This is a genomic window from Arthrobacter sp. GQ119 (genome assembly GCF_059759125.1).
Genome location: NZ_JCAXEA010000011.1, coordinates 122,629 through 142,890, shown reverse-complemented (window position 1 = coordinate 142,890; position 20,262 = coordinate 122,629). Strand labels below are relative to the sequence as shown.

The 20,262-nt window shown below is 62.4% G+C and carries 17 protein-coding genes and 1 pseudogene; 9 read left to right on the top strand and 9 right to left on the bottom strand.

Features of this window, described 5'->3' with window-relative positions; translation table 11 throughout:
- The 6 genes from AC6CH3_RS12120 (at position 1) to AC6CH3_RS12095 (ending at position 6,265) form a co-directional block, all read left to right on the top strand.
- Entirely contained in the window at positions 1 to 810 is an 810-nt protein-coding gene (locus tag AC6CH3_RS12120; RefSeq protein WP_498132659.1) for an SDR family NAD(P)-dependent oxidoreductase, read from the top strand.
- Positions 811 to 840: 30 nt separating this feature from the next.
- Positions 841 to 1,854 carry an ABC transporter permease gene (locus AC6CH3_RS12115; RefSeq protein ID WP_498132658.1) on the top strand — a complete coding sequence of 338 codons (1,014 nt, stop codon included), beginning with the start codon at positions 841 to 843 and terminating at the stop codon, positions 1,852 to 1,854.
- 68 nt (positions 1,855 to 1,922) lie between these two features.
- A complete protein-coding gene (locus AC6CH3_RS12110; protein ID WP_498132657.1) occupies positions 1,923 to 2,879 on the top strand; it encodes a substrate-binding domain-containing protein in 957 nt (318 codons plus the stop codon).
- 70 nt (positions 2,880 to 2,949) lie between these two features.
- Positions 2,950 to 4,437, top strand: coding sequence for a sugar ABC transporter ATP-binding protein (locus tag AC6CH3_RS12105; protein WP_498132656.1), 1,488 nt, complete (start codon positions 2,950 to 2,952; stop codon positions 4,435 to 4,437).
- 58 nt (positions 4,438 to 4,495) lie between these two features.
- A complete protein-coding gene (locus tag AC6CH3_RS12100) occupies positions 4,496 to 5,476 on the top strand; it encodes a sugar-binding transcriptional regulator (RefSeq protein ID WP_498132655.1) in 981 nt (326 codons plus the stop codon).
- A gap of 18 nt (positions 5,477 to 5,494) precedes the next feature.
- Entirely contained in the window at positions 5,495 to 6,265 is a 771-nt protein-coding gene (locus AC6CH3_RS12095; protein WP_498132654.1) for an SDR family oxidoreductase, read from the top strand.
- 31 nt (positions 6,266 to 6,296) lie between these two features.
- Here the strand turns inward: AC6CH3_RS12095 and ribB are convergent.
- A pseudogene (ribB, locus tag AC6CH3_RS12090) lies at positions 6,297 to 6,896 on the bottom strand (3,4-dihydroxy-2-butanone-4-phosphate synthase); the annotation flags it as partial.
- A 171-nt stretch (positions 6,897 to 7,067) separates the two neighbouring features.
- On the opposite strand from ribB, the gene AC6CH3_RS12085 reads away from it, so the two are divergent.
- The 3 genes from AC6CH3_RS12085 to tpiA all read left to right on the top strand — a co-directional run bounded on the left by AC6CH3_RS12085 (position 7,068) and on the right by tpiA (position 9,029).
- Positions 7,068 to 7,853, top strand: coding sequence for a transaldolase family protein (locus tag AC6CH3_RS12085; RefSeq protein WP_498132653.1), 786 nt, complete (start codon positions 7,068 to 7,070; stop codon positions 7,851 to 7,853).
- Positions 7,850 to 8,113, top strand: a complete 264-nt coding sequence (locus tag AC6CH3_RS12080) for a hypothetical protein (RefSeq protein ID WP_498132652.1) — start codon at positions 7,850 to 7,852, stop codon at positions 8,111 to 8,113. Before AC6CH3_RS12085 ends, AC6CH3_RS12080 begins: the two co-directional genes overlap by 4 nt.
- Before the next feature lie 103 nt (positions 8,114 to 8,216).
- Entirely contained in the window at positions 8,217 to 9,029 is an 813-nt protein-coding gene (gene tpiA, locus AC6CH3_RS12075) for a triose-phosphate isomerase (RefSeq protein ID WP_498132651.1), read from the top strand.
- A gap of 108 nt (positions 9,030 to 9,137) precedes the next feature.
- Here the strand turns inward: tpiA and AC6CH3_RS12070 are convergent, their stop codons facing one another.
- From AC6CH3_RS12070 to AC6CH3_RS12035, 8 genes are all read right to left on the bottom strand, one after another.
- The gene (locus AC6CH3_RS12070) at positions 9,138 to 11,291 is read right to left on the bottom strand and encodes an amylo-alpha-1,6-glucosidase (protein ID WP_498132650.1); all 2,154 of its coding nucleotides are present in this window, start codon (positions 11,289 to 11,291) and stop codon (positions 9,138 to 9,140) included.
- Between the two features lie 355 nt (positions 11,292 to 11,646).
- Positions 11,647 to 12,390 (bottom strand): SDR family NAD(P)-dependent oxidoreductase, encoded by a 744-nt coding sequence (locus tag AC6CH3_RS12065; protein WP_498132649.1) that lies wholly within the window; start codon positions 12,388 to 12,390, stop codon positions 11,647 to 11,649.
- A gap of 28 nt (positions 12,391 to 12,418) precedes the next feature.
- Positions 12,419 to 13,165 carry a glucose 1-dehydrogenase gene (locus AC6CH3_RS12060; RefSeq protein ID WP_498132648.1) on the bottom strand — a complete coding sequence of 249 codons (747 nt, stop codon included), beginning with the start codon at positions 13,163 to 13,165 and terminating at the stop codon, positions 12,419 to 12,421.
- A gap of 47 nt (positions 13,166 to 13,212) precedes the next feature.
- The gene (locus tag AC6CH3_RS12055) at positions 13,213 to 14,697 is read right to left on the bottom strand and encodes an APC family permease (RefSeq protein WP_498132647.1); all 1,485 of its coding nucleotides are present in this window, start codon (positions 14,695 to 14,697) and stop codon (positions 13,213 to 13,215) included.
- 210 nt (positions 14,698 to 14,907) lie between these two features.
- Entirely contained in the window at positions 14,908 to 15,639 is a 732-nt protein-coding gene (locus tag AC6CH3_RS12050; RefSeq protein ID WP_498132646.1) for a TetR/AcrR family transcriptional regulator, read from the bottom strand.
- 375 nt (positions 15,640 to 16,014) lie between these two features.
- Positions 16,015 to 16,212 (bottom strand): hypothetical protein, encoded by a 198-nt coding sequence (locus tag AC6CH3_RS12045; RefSeq protein ID WP_498132645.1) that lies wholly within the window; start codon positions 16,210 to 16,212, stop codon positions 16,015 to 16,017.
- On the bottom strand, positions 16,213 to 19,164 hold the full coding sequence (locus tag AC6CH3_RS12040) for an FAD-binding and (Fe-S)-binding domain-containing protein (RefSeq protein WP_498132644.1): 2,952 nt from the start codon (positions 19,162 to 19,164) through the stop codon (positions 16,213 to 16,215).
- Between the two features lie 109 nt (positions 19,165 to 19,273).
- The gene (locus tag AC6CH3_RS12035; RefSeq protein WP_494035170.1) at positions 19,274 to 20,242 is read right to left on the bottom strand and encodes a substrate-binding domain-containing protein; all 969 of its coding nucleotides are present in this window, start codon (positions 20,240 to 20,242) and stop codon (positions 19,274 to 19,276) included.
- Between the last annotated feature and the right edge of the window lie 20 nt (positions 20,243 to 20,262).

The following is a 20,262-nucleotide window of genomic DNA, read 5'->3' as shown; positions in this document are numbered from 1 at the left end:
ATGAACACGATGATCGGATCTGAGATTTTTCAGGGCCACTTCAAAGGGCGCCGTGCCCTGGTGACGGGCGGAGCCAGCGGCATCGGCTACGGCATTGGGCAGGCGTTCGCCGAAGCCGGCGCATCGGTGCTCCTTGTCGATCGCAGCCAGCAGGTCAACGAGTCGGCGGAAAAGCTTCGGGCAGCCGGCTTTGACGTCGAACACGCAGTGGCCGATGTCACCGACGAGGCGCAGGTCAAGGCGGCGTTCGCCAAGATCGTCGAGCTCTGGGGCGGGCTGGACATCCTGGTCAACAATGCCGGGATCATCACCATCTCGAACCTTGAAGACCTCAGCCTGGACGAATTCAACAAAGTCCTCGCCGTCAACACCACTGCTGTCTTCCTGTGCTGCCGGGAAGCCGCACCGCTGCTGAAAGCCAGCGACCACGGGGTCATTCTCAACGCATCCAGCGGACAGGGCCGGCAAGGCTTTATCTTCACGCCCCACTACGCGGCCAGCAAGTTCGGCGTCATCGGCCTCACGCAATCCCTGGCGAAAGAACTCGCCCCGTCCGGTGTCCGCGTCAACAGCTACTGCCCCGGCATCGTCAAGACCGAGATGTGGGAATACAACGACCGTGAATGGGGAAGCCGGCTGGGTGACTACAAGCCCGGCGAACTGATCCAAGAGTGGATCGACGGCATACCGCTCAAGCGCCCCGCCGAAGCAACCGACGTGGCAAACCTGCTCTTGTTCCTCGCATCGGACGCAGGCAGCTACATCACCGGACAGGCCATCAACATTGATGGCGGAATGTTCATGAACTAGGGCCCACCTCTACTGCCAACGGAGTCAATCATGAGTCAACAACTAGCCCACCGGCCCGGTGGTGCACCCCAGGAAAACGCCACAAAGGCGCCCATGTTTTCACAACTCAGCGCACGCATGTTTTCGGGCAGCGGTGGTGCCCTGCTGGGCCTGATCGCCCTGATCATCATCCTGAGCTTTGCCTCGCCCTTCTTCCTGACAACCCGCAACATCATCAACATCCTGGACCAGGTGACCGTTCTCGGCATCCTCTCTGTGGGAGCAACAGCAGTCATCATCACCGGCGGCATCGATCTGTCAGTGGGTTCCATCCTCGGACTCTCCACGATGGTCCTGGGCTGGCTCTCCCATCAGGGCGGCTGGCCGATGTGGTCCGCCATGCTGGCAGCCATCGCCGTGGGCGCCCTCGCCGGTTCCCTCAACGGCCTAGGCATCACCTACGCCAACCTGCCACCCTTCATCGCGACCCTGGCGATGATGTCCATCGGCAGGGGCATGGCAAACCTGATCACCGACGGCCAGCAGATCGTGGGCTACCCGGAGTGGTTCTTCAGCTTCTCCTCCGAAAGGTACCTCGGATTCTTCTCCGTCACGCTGCTGGTCGTACTGGCCTTGTACCTCATCGCCTGGGCATGGCTGAAATACAGGGCCTCCGGACGCTCCATCTACGCCATCGGCGGCGGTGCAGAAGTCGCCCGACTGGCGGGTATCCACGTCAAGAAAGTCACCATCTGGGTCTACGTGGCAGCAGGTGCCCTGGCCGGGCTTGGCGGCATCGTCCTTGCCAGCCGTCTGGACTCCTCCCAGCCCAGCGCCGGACTGGGATATGAGCTTGACGTCATCGCAGCCGTCGTCATCGGCGGGGCCAGCCTGAATGGTGGAGTCGGACGCATCGGCGGGACCATCATCGGCGTGCTGATCATCGGCGTACTGCGTAACGGCCTGAACCTCATGGGAGTGTCACCGTTCATCCAGCAGATCGTCATCGGCCTCGTCATCGCCATCGCCGTGATGGCAGACGTGCTGCGCCGCAAGAAGGCCTGACCGGTCCCATCCCTCACCAGATTCACCAAACAGCAGTACCCAAATCGGATTTATCAATGGAGATGAACATGTTTAGAAAAATCGCAGTAGCCGCGGTTGCCGTGGCCACCACCTTTTCCCTGGCAGCCTGCGGGGGCGGAAACGCGGGCGCCGGCGGAGGCGGCGGCGAGCAGCAAAAGACGATTGGCCTGGCGGTAGCCAACCAGCAGGCAGACTTCTTCAACCAGATCCGCCAGTCGGTCGAAGCGGCCGCCAAGGAACAAAACGTCAAGGTCGTCGTCGCCGACGCCAAGGGCGATTCCAACACCCAGGTTTCGCAGATTCAGGACTTCATCACCCAGCAGGTGGACGCGATCATCTACATCCCCGCCGGTGCGACCGCGGCAACCGTCCCGGTCCGCGCGGCCAAGTCGGCGAACATCCCCATCGTCGCCGTCGACCGCAATCCCGAAGGCGCACCCGGTGACACCTTCATCGCCACCGACAGCGTCGGGGCCGCCAAGACCCTGGGCGAATGGGTCGGAAAGCAGGTCAACGGCAAGGGACAGCTCGGCGTCATCCAGGGCCAGATCGGAACGACCCCTGAGGTCGCCCGTGACACCGGCTTCAAGGAGGCCATGACACAGTTCCCCGGTATCAAGGAAGTCGCCCGCCAGGCCTCCCAGCAGTGGGCCCAGGACGAGGGCTACCAGCTCGCCACCGACATGCTTCAGGCCAACCCGAGCATCAACATCTTCTTCGGCCGTGCCGACGCCCTGGCCCTCGGGGCAGCCCAAGCTGTCCGTAACGCCGGCGTCAAGGGCGTCACCATCGTCGGCTTCGACGGCGACAAGGCCGGACTGGAAGCGGTAAAGAACGGCACCCTGGCCGCGACCATCACTCAGCCGACGCAAGGCATGGGCAAACTCGCCCTCGAATCTGCAATCAAGCTGGCCAATGGCGAAAAGCTTCCGGCCGAGCAGCTCCAGGAAGGCGTCCTGACCACCAAGGACAACGTCGCCCCCTTCATCACCAAGCACCCCTGACCGTCCCACGGGTGGTGCCCCGCCGGGGCACCACCCGCCCAGGCCGTTTCTCTAGCCAATGGAGCTCAAAATGCCTACAGCGGACAACCGTGGACTTCGCGTCCGCGGCGCCACGAAAGAATATCCCGGCACCATCGCCGTTCAGGACATTGACCTGGACATCAACCCCGGAGAAGTCGTTGCCCTCCTCGGAGAAAACGGGGCCGGCAAGTCCACCCTCTCCAGCATCATCGCCGGAGTCACGCAACCGACCACGGGAACCATGACCTGGAACGGGGAACCCTACGCACCGACGTCCCCCGGGGACGCCATAGCCGCCGGAATCGGCCTGATCCACCAGGAAATGCGGTTGTTGCCCGACCTGACCGTTGCCGAAAACGTCATGGTCGGACGATGGCCCATGCGTAACGGATTCCTCGACGCACGCACGATGCGCGAGAAGGCCAAAAACCAGCTCAAGCGCCTGGGCTTCAACGGCAGCATGGACGCCAAAGTACGCGACCTCAGCGTCGCCGGCCAGCAACAGGTCGAAATCGCCAAGGCCCTCATGCTCGACGCCTCACTGCTCATCCTCGATGAGCCCACCGCCGCGCTGGGCCAAGCCGAAACGGACGCCCTCTTCGAGTGCGTCCGGGCACTGAAAGCCGAAGGCGTGTCGTTCATCTACGTCAGCCACCGCCTAGCGGAAATCGCCCTGATCGCCGACCGCATCGTCGTGCTCAGGGATGGCAAGAAGATCACCGAGCACGCTTCCGGTGAAGTCTCCCCCCACCAACTAGTGGAAGAAATGGTCGGCCGCCCCGTCGAGCGGCTCTTCCCCGAAGTGCCCCCGCCCACGGAGGAGATCGTGCTGGAAGTCAAGGACCTCCATGACAAGGCCGGCGACTTCACCGACGTATCCTTCACGGTCCGGGCCGGCGAAATCTTCGGCATCGCCGGCATCGTGGGCGCCGGACGCACCGAGCTCGTCCGCGCGATCGCCGGCGCCGAGCACAGGCTGGGAACGGTCGTCGTCGACGGCAAAAACCTGAAGGCCGACGACCCGATGGCCGCGATCAAAGCCGGCGTCGTCCTGATTCCCGAGGACCGCAAGCAGCAGGGCCTGGTGGTCAGCGACACCATCGAGAACAATATCGCCCTCCCCAACCTGGGAAAGGTCAGCTCATCGGGCTGGATCGCCCCCTCCAAGGTGCGCAGCTTCGCCGCAACAGTGGCGAAGGGCATCGGGATGAAGGGCAACGTGGCGCTGCCCGTGTCCTCGCTCTCCGGCGGCAACCAGCAAAAAGTTGTGATCGGAAAATGGCTGCAACGTGACCCGCGGCTGATCATCCTCGATGAACCCACCCGCGGCATCGACGTCGGCGCAAGGGCCTCCATCTACGAAGTCGTTGCCGACCTGGCCCGCAACGGAAACGCCGTCATCGTGGTCAGCTCCGACCTTGAGGAAGTGCTTGGTCTCGCCCACCGGGTCATGGTCCTCGCTCGCGGACAAAACCAGGGAATCCTCGACGCCGCCGAGGCCACGCCCTCAAAAGTCATGTCACTGGCCACACTCTAAGAGAAAGGAGGAACGTGAAATAATTGGACCCTTGCCTGACGACAACCGAAGGAACGCCGTGGCACCGAGAACCAGGACTTTCAGTTCCCAACAACTTGGCCTGATGGTCAAGGCTGCGAGGATGTACCACGAGCAGAACCTGAGCCAGGCGTACATTGCGGAAAAGCTCAACGTCTCCCAGTCCAGGGTCTCCCGGTGGCTGACCGATGCGGTGCGAGAAGGCATCGTCCGGACCATTGTGGTGGCACCTGCCGGAACCGAATCGGACCTGGAGGACGCAGTGGCGGCCAAGTACGGCCTGCGGGCCGTGGTCATCGCGGACTTGCAGACCGACGATGAAGCAGCCATCATCCGAGGCATCGGCGCGGCAGCCGCGGGGTACCTCGAAGTGACGCTCACGGGGGCCAACAGGGTCGGCCTGTCGTCCTGGTCGTCGACTCTTCTGGCCACGGTGGATGCCATGTCCCCGAGGAATGTCAAGACCGCGGACAGCATCGTCCAGGTCATCGGCGGTGTAGGGAATCCTGAAGTTCAGGTGCGGGCCACGCACCTCGCGGACCGGCTGGCTACCGTCACCAAAGGCACGCCACGCTATCTTCCCGCTCCCGGCATTGTTTCCAGCCGTGGCGGCCGCGACGCCCTGCTCGAGGATCCGTTCGTCGCTGACGTTGCCGCTGACTGGGACAGGCTGGACACCCTCCTCGTGGGTATCGGAAGCATCGAACCATCACCGCTTCTGCGCGAGTCGGGCAATTCACTCAACGAATCCAACCTCAAAGCCCTCGCCGCGTCGGGAGCGGTTGGCGATATCTGCCTGCGGTTCTTTGACAAGAACGGAACGCTCATCGAATCCGAACTCAATGACAGGGTCCTGGGCATCAGCCCGGAGCAGATGCTCAGGGTGGACAGGCGCATCGGCATCGCTGGAGGTGCCAGGAAGTACGCCGCGATACGGGCGGCCGCAGAAGGCAACTGGATCAACATACTCATCACGGACAAAAACACTGCGCTAAAGCTGGAATCAGACAAGGCGCCCTAAAACCTTAAAGGACAGCAATTGAACCCGAAACTCAGCTTCGCCCTGGACGGACGGACAGCTCTCGTGACCGGGGGCGGCTCCGGTATCGGGCAGGCCATCGCATTCGGCATCGCCCAGCAGAGCGGCGCCATCGGCATCGTTGACCTTCCCGGAGATGGACCGGACGAAACGGTGCACCGCATCAAGGAAGCCGGAGGCCGGGCCATCTTTGTCGCGGCCGACGTGACGAAAGCGGATGAGCTTGAGGAAGCCGTCGCCAAGATTGAAGCCGACCTTGGCCCGCTCACCCTGGCCGTTAATTCCGCAGGAATAGCCAACGCCGCGCCCGCCGAGGAAATGCCGCTGGCACAGTGGCAGAAGGTCTACGACATTGACGTCACCGGCGTCTTCCTCAGCTGCCAAGCCGAAGGCCGCGCCATGCTCAGGAATGGCGGCGGATCGATCGTGAACATCGCCTCCATGTCCGGGACCATCGTCAACCGTGGCCTGCTGCAGGCACACTACAACAGCGCCAAAGCCGCTGTCATCCACCTGAGCAAGTCCCTTGCCATGGAATGGGCTGAACGCGGCGTCCGCGTCAACGCCCTCAGTCCCGGGTACACCATGACCAAGATGAACTCACGCCCAGAGATGGTTCATCAGATGGAGATCTTCGCCCAGGAGACACCGATGAAGCGGATAGCCGACCCTTCCGAAATGGCTGGACCGGCCGTGTTCCTTCTCTCGGACGCAGCATCGTTCTGTACCGGCATCGACCTCCTCGTCGATGGCGGCTTCTGCGCCCAGTAGATGTGCCGCCCGTGGCGGCCCTGGATCAGTGATCCAGGGCGGCCACCAGCTGGGCGATACTGACCACGGGAAGGCCCTTTTCGCGCCCCAGTTCCAGGAGGCCTGGAAGCCGCATCATTTCACCGTCATCGTCCACCACCTCGGCGATGACACCGACCGGGGTGAGGTCGGCAAGCTTGAGCAGGTCGACGGCGGCTTCCGTGTGGCCGGGACGCTCCCGCACTCCCCCGTTAACGGCACGAAGGGGAAGCACATGTCCCGGACGAATCAGATCACCCGGGCCGGAGGAAGGATCGGCCAGCACCCGCAGGGTCCGTGCCCTGTCGGTCGCGCTGATGCCGGTCGTTGACTGTCCGGCCGCATCCACGGTGATCGTGTATGCGGTGCGGAGGGAGTCCTTGTTGTCCTCGGTCATCAGCGGCAGCTTCAGTGCATCGGCCAGTTCGTTCGTCATCGGCGCGCACACGAAGCCGCTGGAAACCCGGATGATCCAGGCCAGCCATTCAGGGGTCGCGTGCTCAGCGGCCATGATGATGTCGCCCTCGTTTTCGCGGTCCTCATCATCCACAGCGATGATCGGCTGCCCGGCTTTCAGGGCAGCAACTGCCACATCGATCTCTGCAAGTGCCATGTTTTTCCTGTCTGGTTCTTCAAAAACTACCGATTCATACTATTGCAAAAGTGAATAGCCATTCACTGTTGCATCACCCCGGAAAGAGCACGCCGGCGGCTGATCCATCCTCCCAGATCCCGGAAGCACAGCCTCATCCCGCCCCTGCGTCCAAACGAGAGCACGATTCACATGTCAACAGAAAACCTTCCCAGATCCGGCCGCAATGCCTCCGGCGCGCTCTCCCCGGACTCCAGTCCTGACCCCGCCCCTACCACTCCCACCCAGCAGCTTTCCGACGCCGGTGTTTCCATCTGGCTCGATGACCTCTCCCGGGGCCGCCTCAAGACCGGCACCCTGCAGAAGCTGATCGAAGAGAAGAACGTCGTGGGCGTCACCACGAACCCGTCGATCTTCCACGCCGCCATCACCACCGGCCACGACTACGACGCCGTCATCGCTAGGGAAGCCGCGGCGGGCGCGTCCATCGAGGACACCATCTCCGAGATCACGACGACGGACGTCGCCGACGCCTGCGACCTGTTCGCACCGGTCGCCGCGGCAACCAACGGTGTTGACGGCCGCGTGTCCATCGAGGTTGACCCCCGCCTCGCTTGGGACAGCGCCGGAACGATCGCCGAGGCCAAGCACCTCTACAAGAAGGTCAACAAGGACATCACCGAACTCGTTGCCCCCGGCGTCGTGAACACCATGCCGGAAAAGACCCTGGACGCCACCTTCGACCACGGCGTGGTCACCGGCGACACCGTCACCGGCACCTACGCCGAGGCAAACAACACGCTCAACGCCCTGGAGGCCCTCGGCGTCTCCTACAACGACGTCGTGGCCCTGCTGGAGTCCGAAGGCCTCGACAAGTTCGTTGCCAGCTGGAAGGAACTGCTGGCCGACGTCGAGGGCGCCCTCGCCAACGCACGGAAGGGCACAGCCTCCTCTGCACCGGGAGAAACGCGGACATGATGCACTCAACCAGACATACGGACAGCGGTGACACCAGCGATCCGGTCGCCGAGGACTGGACCTCGCTCCACCCGGGCGACCTCGTGGAAGTCACCGTACCCAGCGGATACACCTACATGGCGAGGATCGAGACCAAAACCGAGAAATCGGACATCCTCTGGATCCGAAGCCCTGGCATGGGCACCCGGCATTTGCTGCACAATCAGGACGGCACCCGGCTGCAGGCCAGGCCAACAATCGAACAGCCCCGGAAGCAATAACCTGCCGACGACATCGCCCCCAGGGGCACGCATTTCGGCCAGCAACCCACGTGGCTGAAGCGAAAGAAATGCGCTATTCACAACAAGCAATACGGAGGAACACATGAGCACGCCCACCAACAGCGCCTTTGACCGGACGCCCTTGATCGCCGGCAACTGGAAGATGAACATGGACCATGTCCAGGGCAGCAGCCTGCTGCAGCATCTCGCAGAGACCCTGTCCGAGGCAAAGCACGACTACGGCCGTGTGGAAGTCGCTGTCTTCCCGCCCTTCACTACCCTTAGTGCGGTGCAGACCCTAATCCAGGATGACGGTTTGGACCTCGTCTCCGGCGGCCAGGACCTGTCCCAGTTCGACTCAGGCGCCTACACCGGCGACATCAGCGGCCAGTTCCTGGCCAAACTCGGCTGCAAATACGTTCTCGTAGGTCACAGCGAACGCCGCACCATCCACAGCGAAACCGACGGAACCCTCAACGCCAAGGTCAAGGCCGCCTACCGCCACACACTCACCCCGGTACTCTGCGTAGGTGAAGGCCTGGACATCCGCCAGGCCCGCACTCACGTCCAGCACACCCTGACCCAGCTGCGCGCCGGCGTCGAGGGACTCACACCCGACGAGGCCGCAGGGCTCGTGGTTGCGTACGAGCCCGTGTGGGCCATCGGCACCGGGGAAGTCGCCGGGCCCGAAGACGCACAGGAGATGTGCGCCGCGATCCGCACCGAACTCAGCAATCTGTTCGATGCAGATGTCGCCGCCAAGACCAGGCTCCTCTACGGCGGTTCAGTCAAGGGCGGCAACGCCGCATCCATCCTGAACGAGACCGACGTCGACGGCGTCCTAGTCGGGGGCGCGAGCCTTGATGCCGCCGAGTTCGCCAACATTGCAGGTTTCGAGCGCCAACTGGCCAGCTGACTCAGGTTCAGTTCCCATGCCCGGCCGACCCGGCCGTGCGGGCATAGCCCAGGCGTGCAGCTGCGCTTGCGGCTGCACCCCCGGGCGTTGTGCCCGGACGGGCTGCCGCTACTTCTCGGTTTCGTGCCTGTCTTCTTCCATCAGGTCGCCGACCCACGGCAGATAGCCCCGGTGGAAAGCCATTCCTTCGGGTAATCCCTGGATGGATACGGCGGACCCGGAAATGTCGATGGTGATCGGGCCAGCGCCCATCGGCGCGTTGGTGATGTGCAGGTTGCCATAGGATTCCGGGAGCACAGGATCCATCCAAACTCCCCCTTGGGAAACGTCCGGGTCGTAGCGCATCAGAGTTGTCACCAGCATGATGGGTGTCGTAGCTGCCCAGGCCTGAGGCGAGCACGCAGTCGGGTAGGGCACGGGAGTGGCGAACTGCTCCCGGCTGAAGCCGCAGAACAGTTCGGGCAGTCGCCCCTCCGAAAACTCTGCGGCCTCCAACAACGCTGTGGAGACTCGCTGCGCCTCCGCGACAAAGCCGTAGCGCATGAGGCCCACTTGGATAATCGCGTTGTCATGAGGCCAGACAGAACCGTTGTGATAACTGGCAGGGTTGTAGGCGTCCATATCGGAAGCCAGTGTGCGTATGCCCCAACCGCTGAACATCTCGGGGGACATCAACCGCTCCACCACCAGCGGCGCCTTGTCGCCATCAACAATGCCGGTCGTCAGGCAGTGGCCCATGTTGGAAGCGCAGGCATCGACGGGCCGCTTGTCTTTGTCCAGTGCTACGGCATAGTAGCCTTTGTCCGGCAACCAGAACTGTTCGTTGAACTGCCGCTTCAGGCGGGCCGCCCGCTCTCGCAACTCGGCCGCCTTAGCCGAGTCGCCGGCATCATGGGCCATCCACGCTGAGGCCAGAAGAGCGCCATATACGTAGCCCTGCACCTCACAGAGCGCAATAGGCGGCTCGGCAAGGGTTCCATCCGCGAAGTTAATCCCATCCCAGGAGTCCTTCCAGCCCTGATTGATCAACCCTCGATCGTTGAGGCGTGCATACTCGACGAAGCCGTCTCCGTCTTTGTCGCCGTAGTCCTGAATCCAGGACCTGGCTCGGTCCGCGTGGGGCTGGAGCGCGGCGATGCTCTCCTTGGCAAACCCCCAGCGGCTCACTTCGCCCAGCACCATGAGGAACAACGGCGTGGCATCCACGCTGCCGTAGTAAACCGATTTCCCGCCCAAGGCTAACCCGCTGGATACGTCCAGCCTGACCTCATGCAGGATCTTGCCCGGCTCCTCCTCGGTCATCTGGTCGACCACCGCACCCTGGCGCTGCGCCAAGGTCTGCAATGTACCAAGGGCCAGAGACGGATCTACCGGGAGTGCCATTGTCGATGCCCACAGCGAGTCCCGTCCGAACAGGGTCATGAACCAAGGCGCCCCGGCAGCCACCACCACCCGGTCAGGATGTTGCGGATCCTCGATCCGCAAAGCGCCGAGGTCGTCGTAGCTGCGTCGAAGAGTCCGCTCGATCGAGCGATTTCCCATTTGCAGCACTGGTATCTTGGCCACCCACTCCAGCCGACGGCGATCGCGTCGGGACAACCCGCCCTCGTCCCGATGCTCAAAGAGCGAGACACTGCCCGCACTGTCCGTTCCCGGGACCACGCTCACCTGCGTCGTCCAGTGGCCGTGCCGCGGGATGCTCACTCTAAAAGTTAAGGCTTCAGCCTCGACTGTTGCTTCGTCAGCGTGAATGACTACAGCCTTAACGACGTCCTGCCACGCTGCATGGATGATCAGCGAGTGCCCGTCCCGTTCGCGGGTTTCAGCCCAGCGACGTTGCACCCTCGCCTCTTTGACTTCGAAGAGATCCGCAAAATCAGATTCGACGATCAGGGCGACCACGCACTCGGCGGATTGTCCCGAGTGGTTCCGAATGGTGATCTGCTCCAAGATGCCGGTGCCGACTTCCCGCAGTCGTTCTACGATCAGCGGGCTGTCCGCCTGCCCGTCAATGCGTGGCACGCGGCCCGCGAAAAGCGCTCGGTAGGGCTCCTTGGTTTCTGCCGCCAGCGGCTCCAGCGACTGCTCGTTCACCTTCAGATTCCAGCGCGAGAGGATGCGCATGTCCTCATAGAAAACTCCGTGTGGGTATTCGGGAAGGATGTCTCCGTTGGTTGAGGAAATGCAAAAGTTGGATCCTTCGACCAGCGTGACTGTCGCGCCTAATGGCCCGGCTGCTGTATCAGCGTTCCATCCTGCCATCGCAGGCTCCTTTGGGTTTTACACCGACGGTTCGCACGGCAAATCCAAGTTTCCAGCCGGTCTCCATCCGTTGCAACGAAGCTACTCCTGTCAGTCCCCAGGTGCCAGACCCGCATTGACTATTTGAAGAGAGGTCTTCCACTCCACGGCCACCGTGCCCTTCCAAGGCTTCAGCGGACGCTACTTACCCTCCGCTTCTGCATCCCCTGCATTGCCACCACCAATCGCACGAAAAAGATAGAAGCATGAGGCCGACGTCGGAGGTCGGAACTGCTGCCTTTTGTGGCAGCGGCGGCTGAGCATTTCTTACCTGCCCGCCCCGTCAGCGACGGGGCGGGCAAGCTCGCTGACTGGCTTAGGCCGCGGTATAGGCCCCGTCCACTACCAATTCGCTGCCACTCATGTACGAGGACTCGTCTGAGGCGAGGAACAGCACGGCGGACGCAATCTCTTCGGGGCGGGCCCACCTGCCGAAGGGGAAGCTCTCCGGCGGCAATGACGTGCCGGGTTCGGCGCTGTTGAGCAGCATGGGCGTCTCGGTCTCACCCGGGCAGACAGCGTTTACACGGATGCCGTCCGCGGCTAGCTCAAGTGCCGCGGCCTTTGTCATCCCCCGCACCGCCCATTTCGAAGCCACGTATGCGAAGTTGTCCTCGAAGGCGACGAGACCGGAAGTAGAACAGATGTTCACGATGGAGCCACCGCCTGCGAACCTCATTGCTGCGATGACACTTTGCATGCCCAGGAACGGACCCACTTGGTTCACGTCAATGACAGAACGATAGGTCTGCTCGGTGGCGCTTTCGACCCGCGTCGATCGAAAAATGCCGGCGTTATTGACCAGGACCGTGGGCGCCCCAAAAGTGAAATTACAGTGGCGTACCACTTCGGCCCAGTCTGATGTTGAGGCGACACTGCGGTTAGCAAGGAACTGAAAGCGGTCGCCGCCCAACTCGTCAACAAGGTTGGACCCCTCCCCTTCCGTGATATCAAAGCCCACCACTCTTGCTCCCTCGCGCACCAAAGCGCGGACGTGCTCTACGCCCATGCCGCTTCCGGCACCGCTAACGATCGCGATCTTGCCTTTGACTCGATCCATGTCTTTCTCCCTTCTGTTCATTGGAGTGCTACTGCGCGGTGTAGGCACCGTCAATGACAAGTTCGCTGCCGCTCATGTAGGACGATTCATCCGAGGCAAGGAATACGACGGCGGCACTGATCTCCTCCGGCTGCGCCCACCTTTTGAAGGGCAGGTTGTCGGCAGGCGGGAGAGCCCCCGAGGGAGTATCGGCAATCGCGCGGATCATCGGGGTGTCCGTGTCTCCGGGGCACACTGCGTTAACCCGGATGCCATCTCGTGCCAGTTCGAGCGCTGCGGCCTTCGTCATCCCCCGCACGGCCCATTTCGAGGCGACGTAAGGGAACAAATCGGCAAACGCCACCAGCCCCGCCGTCGAGGCGATGTTGATGATGGATCCGCCAGCTTCCCGCAGTGATGGAATTAGCGCCCGCATACCCAGGAAGGTGCCCACCTGGTTGATATCCATGACATGCCGGTACTCTTCCTCGGTCACCTTCTCCAGCCGTTGCAGTGGAGAGATACCCGCGTTGTTGACCAGCACGTTTGGGGTGCCGAAATGCTGCCGGCCGGCAGACACCACCCGATCCCAATCCGCGGCTTGCCGTACGTCTCCGCGAAGGAAGAGCAAGTTGTCTTCACCCAATTCCTCCACGAGCTGCGGGCCGAAACCCTCGTTGAGGTCGAAGGAGATAACACGGGCCCCCTCTTGAATCATCCGGCGCGTGTGGCTGACGCCCATGCCGCTGGCTCCGCCGCTGATGACAGCGATCTTGTCGGAGAGGCGTTGTGTCATGTTGATGTCCTTTTCAGTAGTCATGTAACAGGTCGTGACAAATCCGCCTACTGGCGGCCGATTTTTTCGTAGACACCCGGCTTCGACTTCTTCAGCCAGCGCGCGTACACAATTCCACCCACCCAGACCAAGGGGATGAAGAGGGTGAAGGACAGGGAGGCTAGCGGTCCTGCGCCGATGAGTGCGTCAACGTTCAGAAAGCTGAGCACGAGCACCAAGGTCAGGCTGCCCAAGGCCAGCACCGGGGCTACCCTTGTCTTCCATACACCGCGGCCTGGGACGTTGTGCTGTCTGAAGTAGATGAGCACCGCTACCGAAACGAGGACCAGCAGCGCTACGACGACGATCGCTCCAAGTCCGTTCAGGCGGATGTAGACCGTAAAAGCGTCCGCGCCCGTAGCGTCGAAGGCCGTACCTGCCGCAATGGCAATGACTGCTGCGACTTCGAGGGCGCTGACAATGAGGGACGCAACAAACGGGGAATGGTGCCGGGCGTGTGCAACTCCAAGGATGGGCGGCAAGGCGCCATCCTTGCCCAGTGAGTAGGCGTAGCGGGCCACGGCGTTGTGCTGGGCAAGCAGGCATGCGAACGTCGAGGAGATCACGAGAACATTGATGATGCCCGGAACCACGCTGCCGACATAGGAGGCGGCTAGCTCGCCGAACATGGAGGCCACGGCGCCGCCGGCGCGGGCGTCCGCGACGCCCTGCGGGCCCAGGGCAGTCAGCATTACCCATGCTGCCACTATGTAGAACAGCCCTATCAGGATAACGGCAACGTAAGTGGCCCTGGGGATCGTCTTGTTGGGGTCTTTAGCTTCCTCGCGGTAGATAGCCGAGGACTCGAACCCGCCGAAGCAAAGCATGGCGAACAACAGCACCAAGCCGAAATTGCCGGTACTTGCGGCTTCCCAGGTCAAGGCATTCAGCGGCGGACCGTCGGGGCCTCCGTCTAAGAAGACCCTGAGGTTGAACACGAGGACGAGTACGACTTCCAAGATCAGGGCAACGCCCAGCGTCCTTGCCGAGAATTCGATCTTCCGGTACGCAGCTACTCCGGTAAGGACAGCGCCAAGCAGCCCGTAGAGGTACCACGGCAAGTCCGGCCCGTGAAATGTGTCGACGACGAGCTGGCGCCCATACACTCCGAACGCTGCCCATGTGGAGAGCAAGAGCACAAGGTACCCCGACATGGCGAGGAACGCGCCGCCAAGCCCGACGTCTTTTCCCAGTCCTGCGGTTATGTAGGCGTAGAAGGCGCCAGGGCGCTCAACGTACCTGGTGACGGCCGTGTACCCGACCGAGAACAAGAGCAGAATGACCGTGGAGACTGCAAGGGCGGCGATGATGCCGCTGCCGCCGAAGGCAATCATCGACGGCATCAGACCCACAACGACAAGTAGCGGCGCGGCCCACGCGACAACGGAGAACAGAATACTCCCCACGCCAAGTTGACCGCGAAGTTCGCTTGATAATTCTGGGCTGGTGGGGAGGGCCGACTCATCGCGTTCGGCACTAGTGTGTTGGCTCATTTTTGCTTCCCTATCGAATTACGTCAGGTAATTGGGTAGGTCGAGAGTTCCTGCAGGCACATCATCGGACCTGGTGACGACTCTAGGCTAACGAGCGTTAGTTAGGCAACACTTTGCCCCAAATTTTCGATTGCCGGTCTTTAGTGGCACCGCGCCCGGGCACGCCAAGGTCACGCCCTGACATCAGTGCGTGGTTTCAAGGGTTGCGAGTCAGGCGGGGGAACGGCTGCCGCTGCTGACTTCGAGAATGGAGCGGCTCAGTGCGACTGTGGCGTCCAACAGGTCAGGAAGGTCTGCATGGTTGCCGCTCCAGTCAGCCCACCGCCCTGCTCCGTCCAGCAGCGTGAAAATCACACGGGTGGTTTGGGGAGAGAGCTGATAACCCATTTCTTCGGCTGCCGCAGCATACATATCCTCATGAAGACTTGACCACAATTCGACTTCATCGCGGATGTCATCGCTCAAAAAACGCGCCACTCTGTCTGTGGCAACCAAAAGGTCCCAGAGGTCGGCCTCCGGCCGCTGGAGTTGCTGGGCAAGGTGGAAGCGAACAAGTGCTGCCCAGTAATCCTCCGCTGAGTGGGCTTTTTCCGCTGCAGCGAGGAGGTCCTGGGCGAAGCTGTGCGTAAACCATCGAAGCGATTCGGCAACGATTTCGTCCTTGCCCTGAGGGAAGCTCGAGTAGAGGCTCGGAGCCTTCATATTCAGCTCTCGGCCCAAGGTTCTCATCGTCACTGATTCGAAACCCTTTGTCGTCGCAAGCTGCAGGAATGCTGAAAGGATGCGTCGCCTGGCCGGTGTTTGCGTAGACCAATCGCGACTCGACAGAAATTCCCTGACAGCAGCGTTTGCTCGCTCGCGCGGCAACTGGTTCATCTCATCCTTCAACTCTTCGACCCGGTTACCACCATTGTAACTAACGATCGTTAGCAGCTGGCGCATGCCCGGTCGATTCTGAAGAAGCTAACTAGGGTTCCCCCAACCAAGTCTTCTGAGGCATTACGAACCCGACGATGGCGCAGGCATGACGTCCTTGATGTCACGGCCTTCTGCCATCTCCTGAAGTAGGTGGTACACGACCCTTCCGGAGCGCTTCAGCTGATGGCCAGTGCGCTCTCCAGAATGTGTCTCCTTGGGCTGTGCCGATGCTCGCAACCACTCAACGTGCCGTCCTTGTGCGAGCTTCCTGTTCATCATCGAGATCAACTCTCAAAACTAGTGGGACTATTGGGTCCCTTCCAGCATCCGGCCCCGGACGCCGAGCCCACCGTGTCAGTTTGAGACACGACCAGGCGTCAACCGCCGTCGCCGGGAGGTTTACCGGGAGTTGATGCTCGTGGCGAAGATAAATACTCCGGCGGCGGCCACCATGACCGCGGCCGCGCCTGGTGGAATCACGTAGACGGCGCGCATTGTTGGAGTGCTGCGTGTCTCCCGAGTAGGCCTGCGGGAGTGGCGGCCGGCCAGGCGCAGAACGGCCGCCACGAGAATCAGGAAGATTCCGAAGTATTCCATTTACTCCGCCGCACTGGCGCTGTCCGGGTCCAGCGCTACAGCGAGGTGCCGGCTGTAACGGTCAGGATCGACCTGCGAAACCTGCATCGCGCAACTGAACCCGTCGGTGAGCACCAGAGCTTCTCCGTCGCCTCTGTTAAGGGCGGGAACGATGGAGTGTTCCGCAACTTTCATGGACATCTCGAAGTGTTCAGCCTCGAAGCCGAAGTTGCCCGCTACGCCGCAGCATGAGGACGATTCCACGAGGTTGGGCACTCCCCATGCTTCCAAGACCCGCTTCTGTGCACCTGAACCGAAGACGGCATGCTCATGGCAATGCGTTTGGAGTACTGCCGTTTCGGGAGGGATCGTTTTCGGCTTCCACCCGCTCTTGATGGCCTCATCGATCGCCACGGAGAAAGAGCGCACCCGTGCGGCCACGCGTGCTGCGGCAGCACCGCCCACCAGCTTAGGACCTTCGTCGCGGATAGTCGCCGCACAGCTGGGCTCGAGGACGACAATGTCCCGCTCCGTGCCGTCATCGAGCTTGCCGATCAACCGGGCCAGCCGCCGTCGTGCAGCATCACGCTGCCCGGTGGAGATCCACGTCAGGCCGCAACAGGCGTCCGGTGCACATCCCACAGAGCTGCCGGAATCGCGAAGCACCCGCGCTGCTGCCGGAATTACCTCGGGCCGGAAGGCGCGGGTGAAGCTGTCGATGAACAGAAGGACATCGGCGTCGCCGGCGAAGCCGGCTTCCAGCACCCGCCGGCGGATACGGCTGGACTGCGCGAAGTCCGGGAGCCGCCGTCGTGCACTGACGCCCAGCAACTCCCCCACGAACCGGAACGGCCGGATCCGGGTGCCGAGGTTCGCCAGTGCGGAGACCCTGGTCAACAGCGGCAGCCACCGGGGCAGCCAGCCGATGGAGTAATGCGTGAACGGGCGGATCCTGCCGCGGTAGTGCTCATCCACCAACTGCGACTTGGCCTCTGCAATGTCCACACCCGTGGGACAGTCCGCGGAACAGGCTTTGCAGGACAGGCAGAGGTCCAGGGCCTCCCGGACTTCCGGGCTCGACCAGCCGTTGTGGCTGGTTCCCCTGGTCCGCGTCAGTTCCTGCAGGACCCTTGCCCTGCCGCGTGTGGAGTCCTTCTCGTCCTTGGTGGCCCGGTAACTGGGGCACATGAACCCGCCGGTTGTCGCCCTGCAGCGGCCCACCCCGATGCAGGCATGGGTATTGCCAACAAAGGGATCCACCACCGGGAGCAAGCTTCGGTTGTCGGAGGAAGGTACGACGGCGGCACGCGGGACCGCGTGCCGCTCACGGTGGTCGGTCGCGGGCTGGGGTACACCTTCCAGAGCAAGCGACGCAGCGAAAGGCTGCGGGTCCACGATGATCCCCGGGTTGAGGATCCCCGCAGGATCCCACAGGTGCTTGAATGCCTTGAAGATGCCCACCATCCCGCGGGAGTACATCACCTCAAGCAGTTCGCTGCGCGCCCGCCCGTCACCGTGTTCCCCGGACAGCGAACCGCCATGGGCTACCACCAGTCTGGCCGCTTCGCGGGTGAAGTCGGCGAAAGCCTGCCGCCCCGCGTCACTGCGGAAATCGTAATCCAGGCGCATGTGGACACAGCCCGCGCCGAAGTGGCCGTACATGAAAGCGGTGTAGCCGTACCTCTCCACCAAAGGCAGCAATTCCGAGAGGTAGTCTGCCAGCCGCTCCGGTGCCACAGCGGAATCTTCCCAGCCCGGCCAGGTCTGGACCCCGTCGATCCTCCGTGATGAGAGCCCGGCACCGTCCTCGCGCACCCGCCACAGCTTTGCGCGTTCTCCGGGTTCCGTGACGACGGCATGGTCAACCACCCGGCCGTCGGCGCCGAGTTTCTGCAGCAGGCGTTCACAATCGGACGCTGCCTGCTCCAGCGTATCGGCGGAAAACTCGACCATGAGGAAGGCCTTGCCCTGCGGCAGGGAATCCACGCTGGCGGCGCCGCGCCGGTGGCGCATGATGTCCACGATCGAGGCATCGAGGCCTTCGATCGCGCTGGGGTTCGCGGCCAGGATGGTCACCACATCGCGTGCCGATTCAATGGTGTTCTCGTATCCAAGGCACAACAGGGCGGTGGTGCGCGGCCTAGGGACCAGGCCCACCTTGGCCCGCACCACAACGGCGCATGTACCTTCGCTGCCTGCGAGGGCGGCGGCAACATTAAGACCGTGTTCCGGCAGCAGATGTCCCAGGTGGTATCCGGAAACCTGCCGGGGTATGGATTGCAGCTCCATGCGGAGTGGAGCCAGGTTTGCCTGTGCCAACTCCTTCAGGCCCTGCAGCAGTTGGATGGCCCGGGCAACGGAGTGCAGGTCCGTTTCATCCACCGCCCGCAGGAAGTCCCGCCCCGCGTGGAGATGGGCGCCCTCGGCAGTGACGAGTTCCAGTTCCTGCACGTGATGGGTCATGCGGCCGTATGCCACGGAGTGGTTTCCGCAGGCATCATTGCCGATCGAACCTCCGATCGTGGCCCTCGTCATTGAGGAGGGGTCCGGTGCGAACGTCAGCACCCCATGGGTGGCCTTCTCAACGTACGAGCGCAGCTCCCCCAGCACAACGCCCGCGTCCGCCCACACCGCCGCATCGCCGGCGTCGAGCCTTCCCACCGACGTCATGCGACGGGAGAGGTCGATCACCAAGGAGTTGCCGATGGCGTTGCCCGCCATCGAGGTGCCGCCGCCGCGGGCAGTGACGGGGACGCCCAATGCCGAGCATGCCCGCAGGACTGCCCGCACGTCCTCGACAGTCGCCGGGAAGGCAACGGCGGCGGGCCGGATGCGGTAGTTGGAGGCATCGTAGGAGTACTCGGAGAGCCGCCGGGGAGAATCATCCACCTCGATTCCGTGCCCTTGCAACGCGGCAGTCAACTGCCTCAGCTTCGTGTCTCCGCCGCCATCGGGCATGGTCGCGTTCTCCATTCGTCGGTTATCCCAAGGAAGTGTAGGCAGGAAGGTGTGCTGCCGGAGTGTGCCAAAACAGAACGGGCGCAACGGATGGATCCGTTGCGCCCGTTCTGCTGGAAACTGCCTACTTCAGGAATTCGGAGAGGTTTTCCTTGGTGATGAGCGTGAACGGCAGCGTGTATCGGTTGTCGACGTTTGCGCCGTTGAGGAATTCGGTCACAACTTCCACCGCTTTTACGCCCTGCCCTGCAGAGTCCTGGCGGACCGTTGCCGACATGGTGCCCGCCTTGATGTTCTGGAGTGCGGGTTCGGTGCCGTCGACGCCGACTACCGCCTTGAATTCGGCCGTGCGGCCGGCATCGGCGATGGCTGAGGCTGCACCGATGGCCATTTCGTCATTGTTGGCCACCACCGCATCGATCTTGCCCTTGCCGAGGCGCTGCAGGGTGTCTTCCATGTTTCGCTTGGCCTCGTCACGGCTGCCCTTCGCCTGGAATTCCGCCACCACCTTGAAGTTCTCGTTGATCTTGCTGTCGAAGCCCTTCTTGCGCCGATCGGTCCAGGAGGCACCGTAGATGCCCGCGGCGAAGACGATGTTGCCGCCTTCGGGCAGGGTCTTGTTCAGGTACTCCGCCTGCATTTCACCGGCCACGGTGTCGTCCACACCGATGTAGCTCTTGTAGGCCACATCGGCGCCTTCTGCGAATTCAGTGGAGAGGATGAAGAGGGGGACGTTAGCCTCAATGACCCGCTTGGCGGCGTTCTGGCTGCCTTCCCCGTCCAGTGGCTGCATGATAACTGCGTCCACCTGGCGGGTGAGCAGGTCCTCCACCTGGTTGAGTTCGCTGCCGACGTCCTTCTTGGAGTCCGTGATGTTGAGCTTGACGCCCTTTTCGTCGGCAGCCTTTTTCATGGCATCCGTCATGTGTGCCAGGTCCGGATCCTGCAGGTCGAGGACTACAACGCCGATGTTGTAGGACTTACCTGAGTCCCCGGAGCTGCTGGCAGCGCTGTTGCCTGCGCAACCCGTCAGGGTAAGGGCACCAGCGGCCAGCATGGCGGTGGCAGCAGCGAACTTCTGTCGCATTCCCATGGTTGTTCCTTTCAATGGGT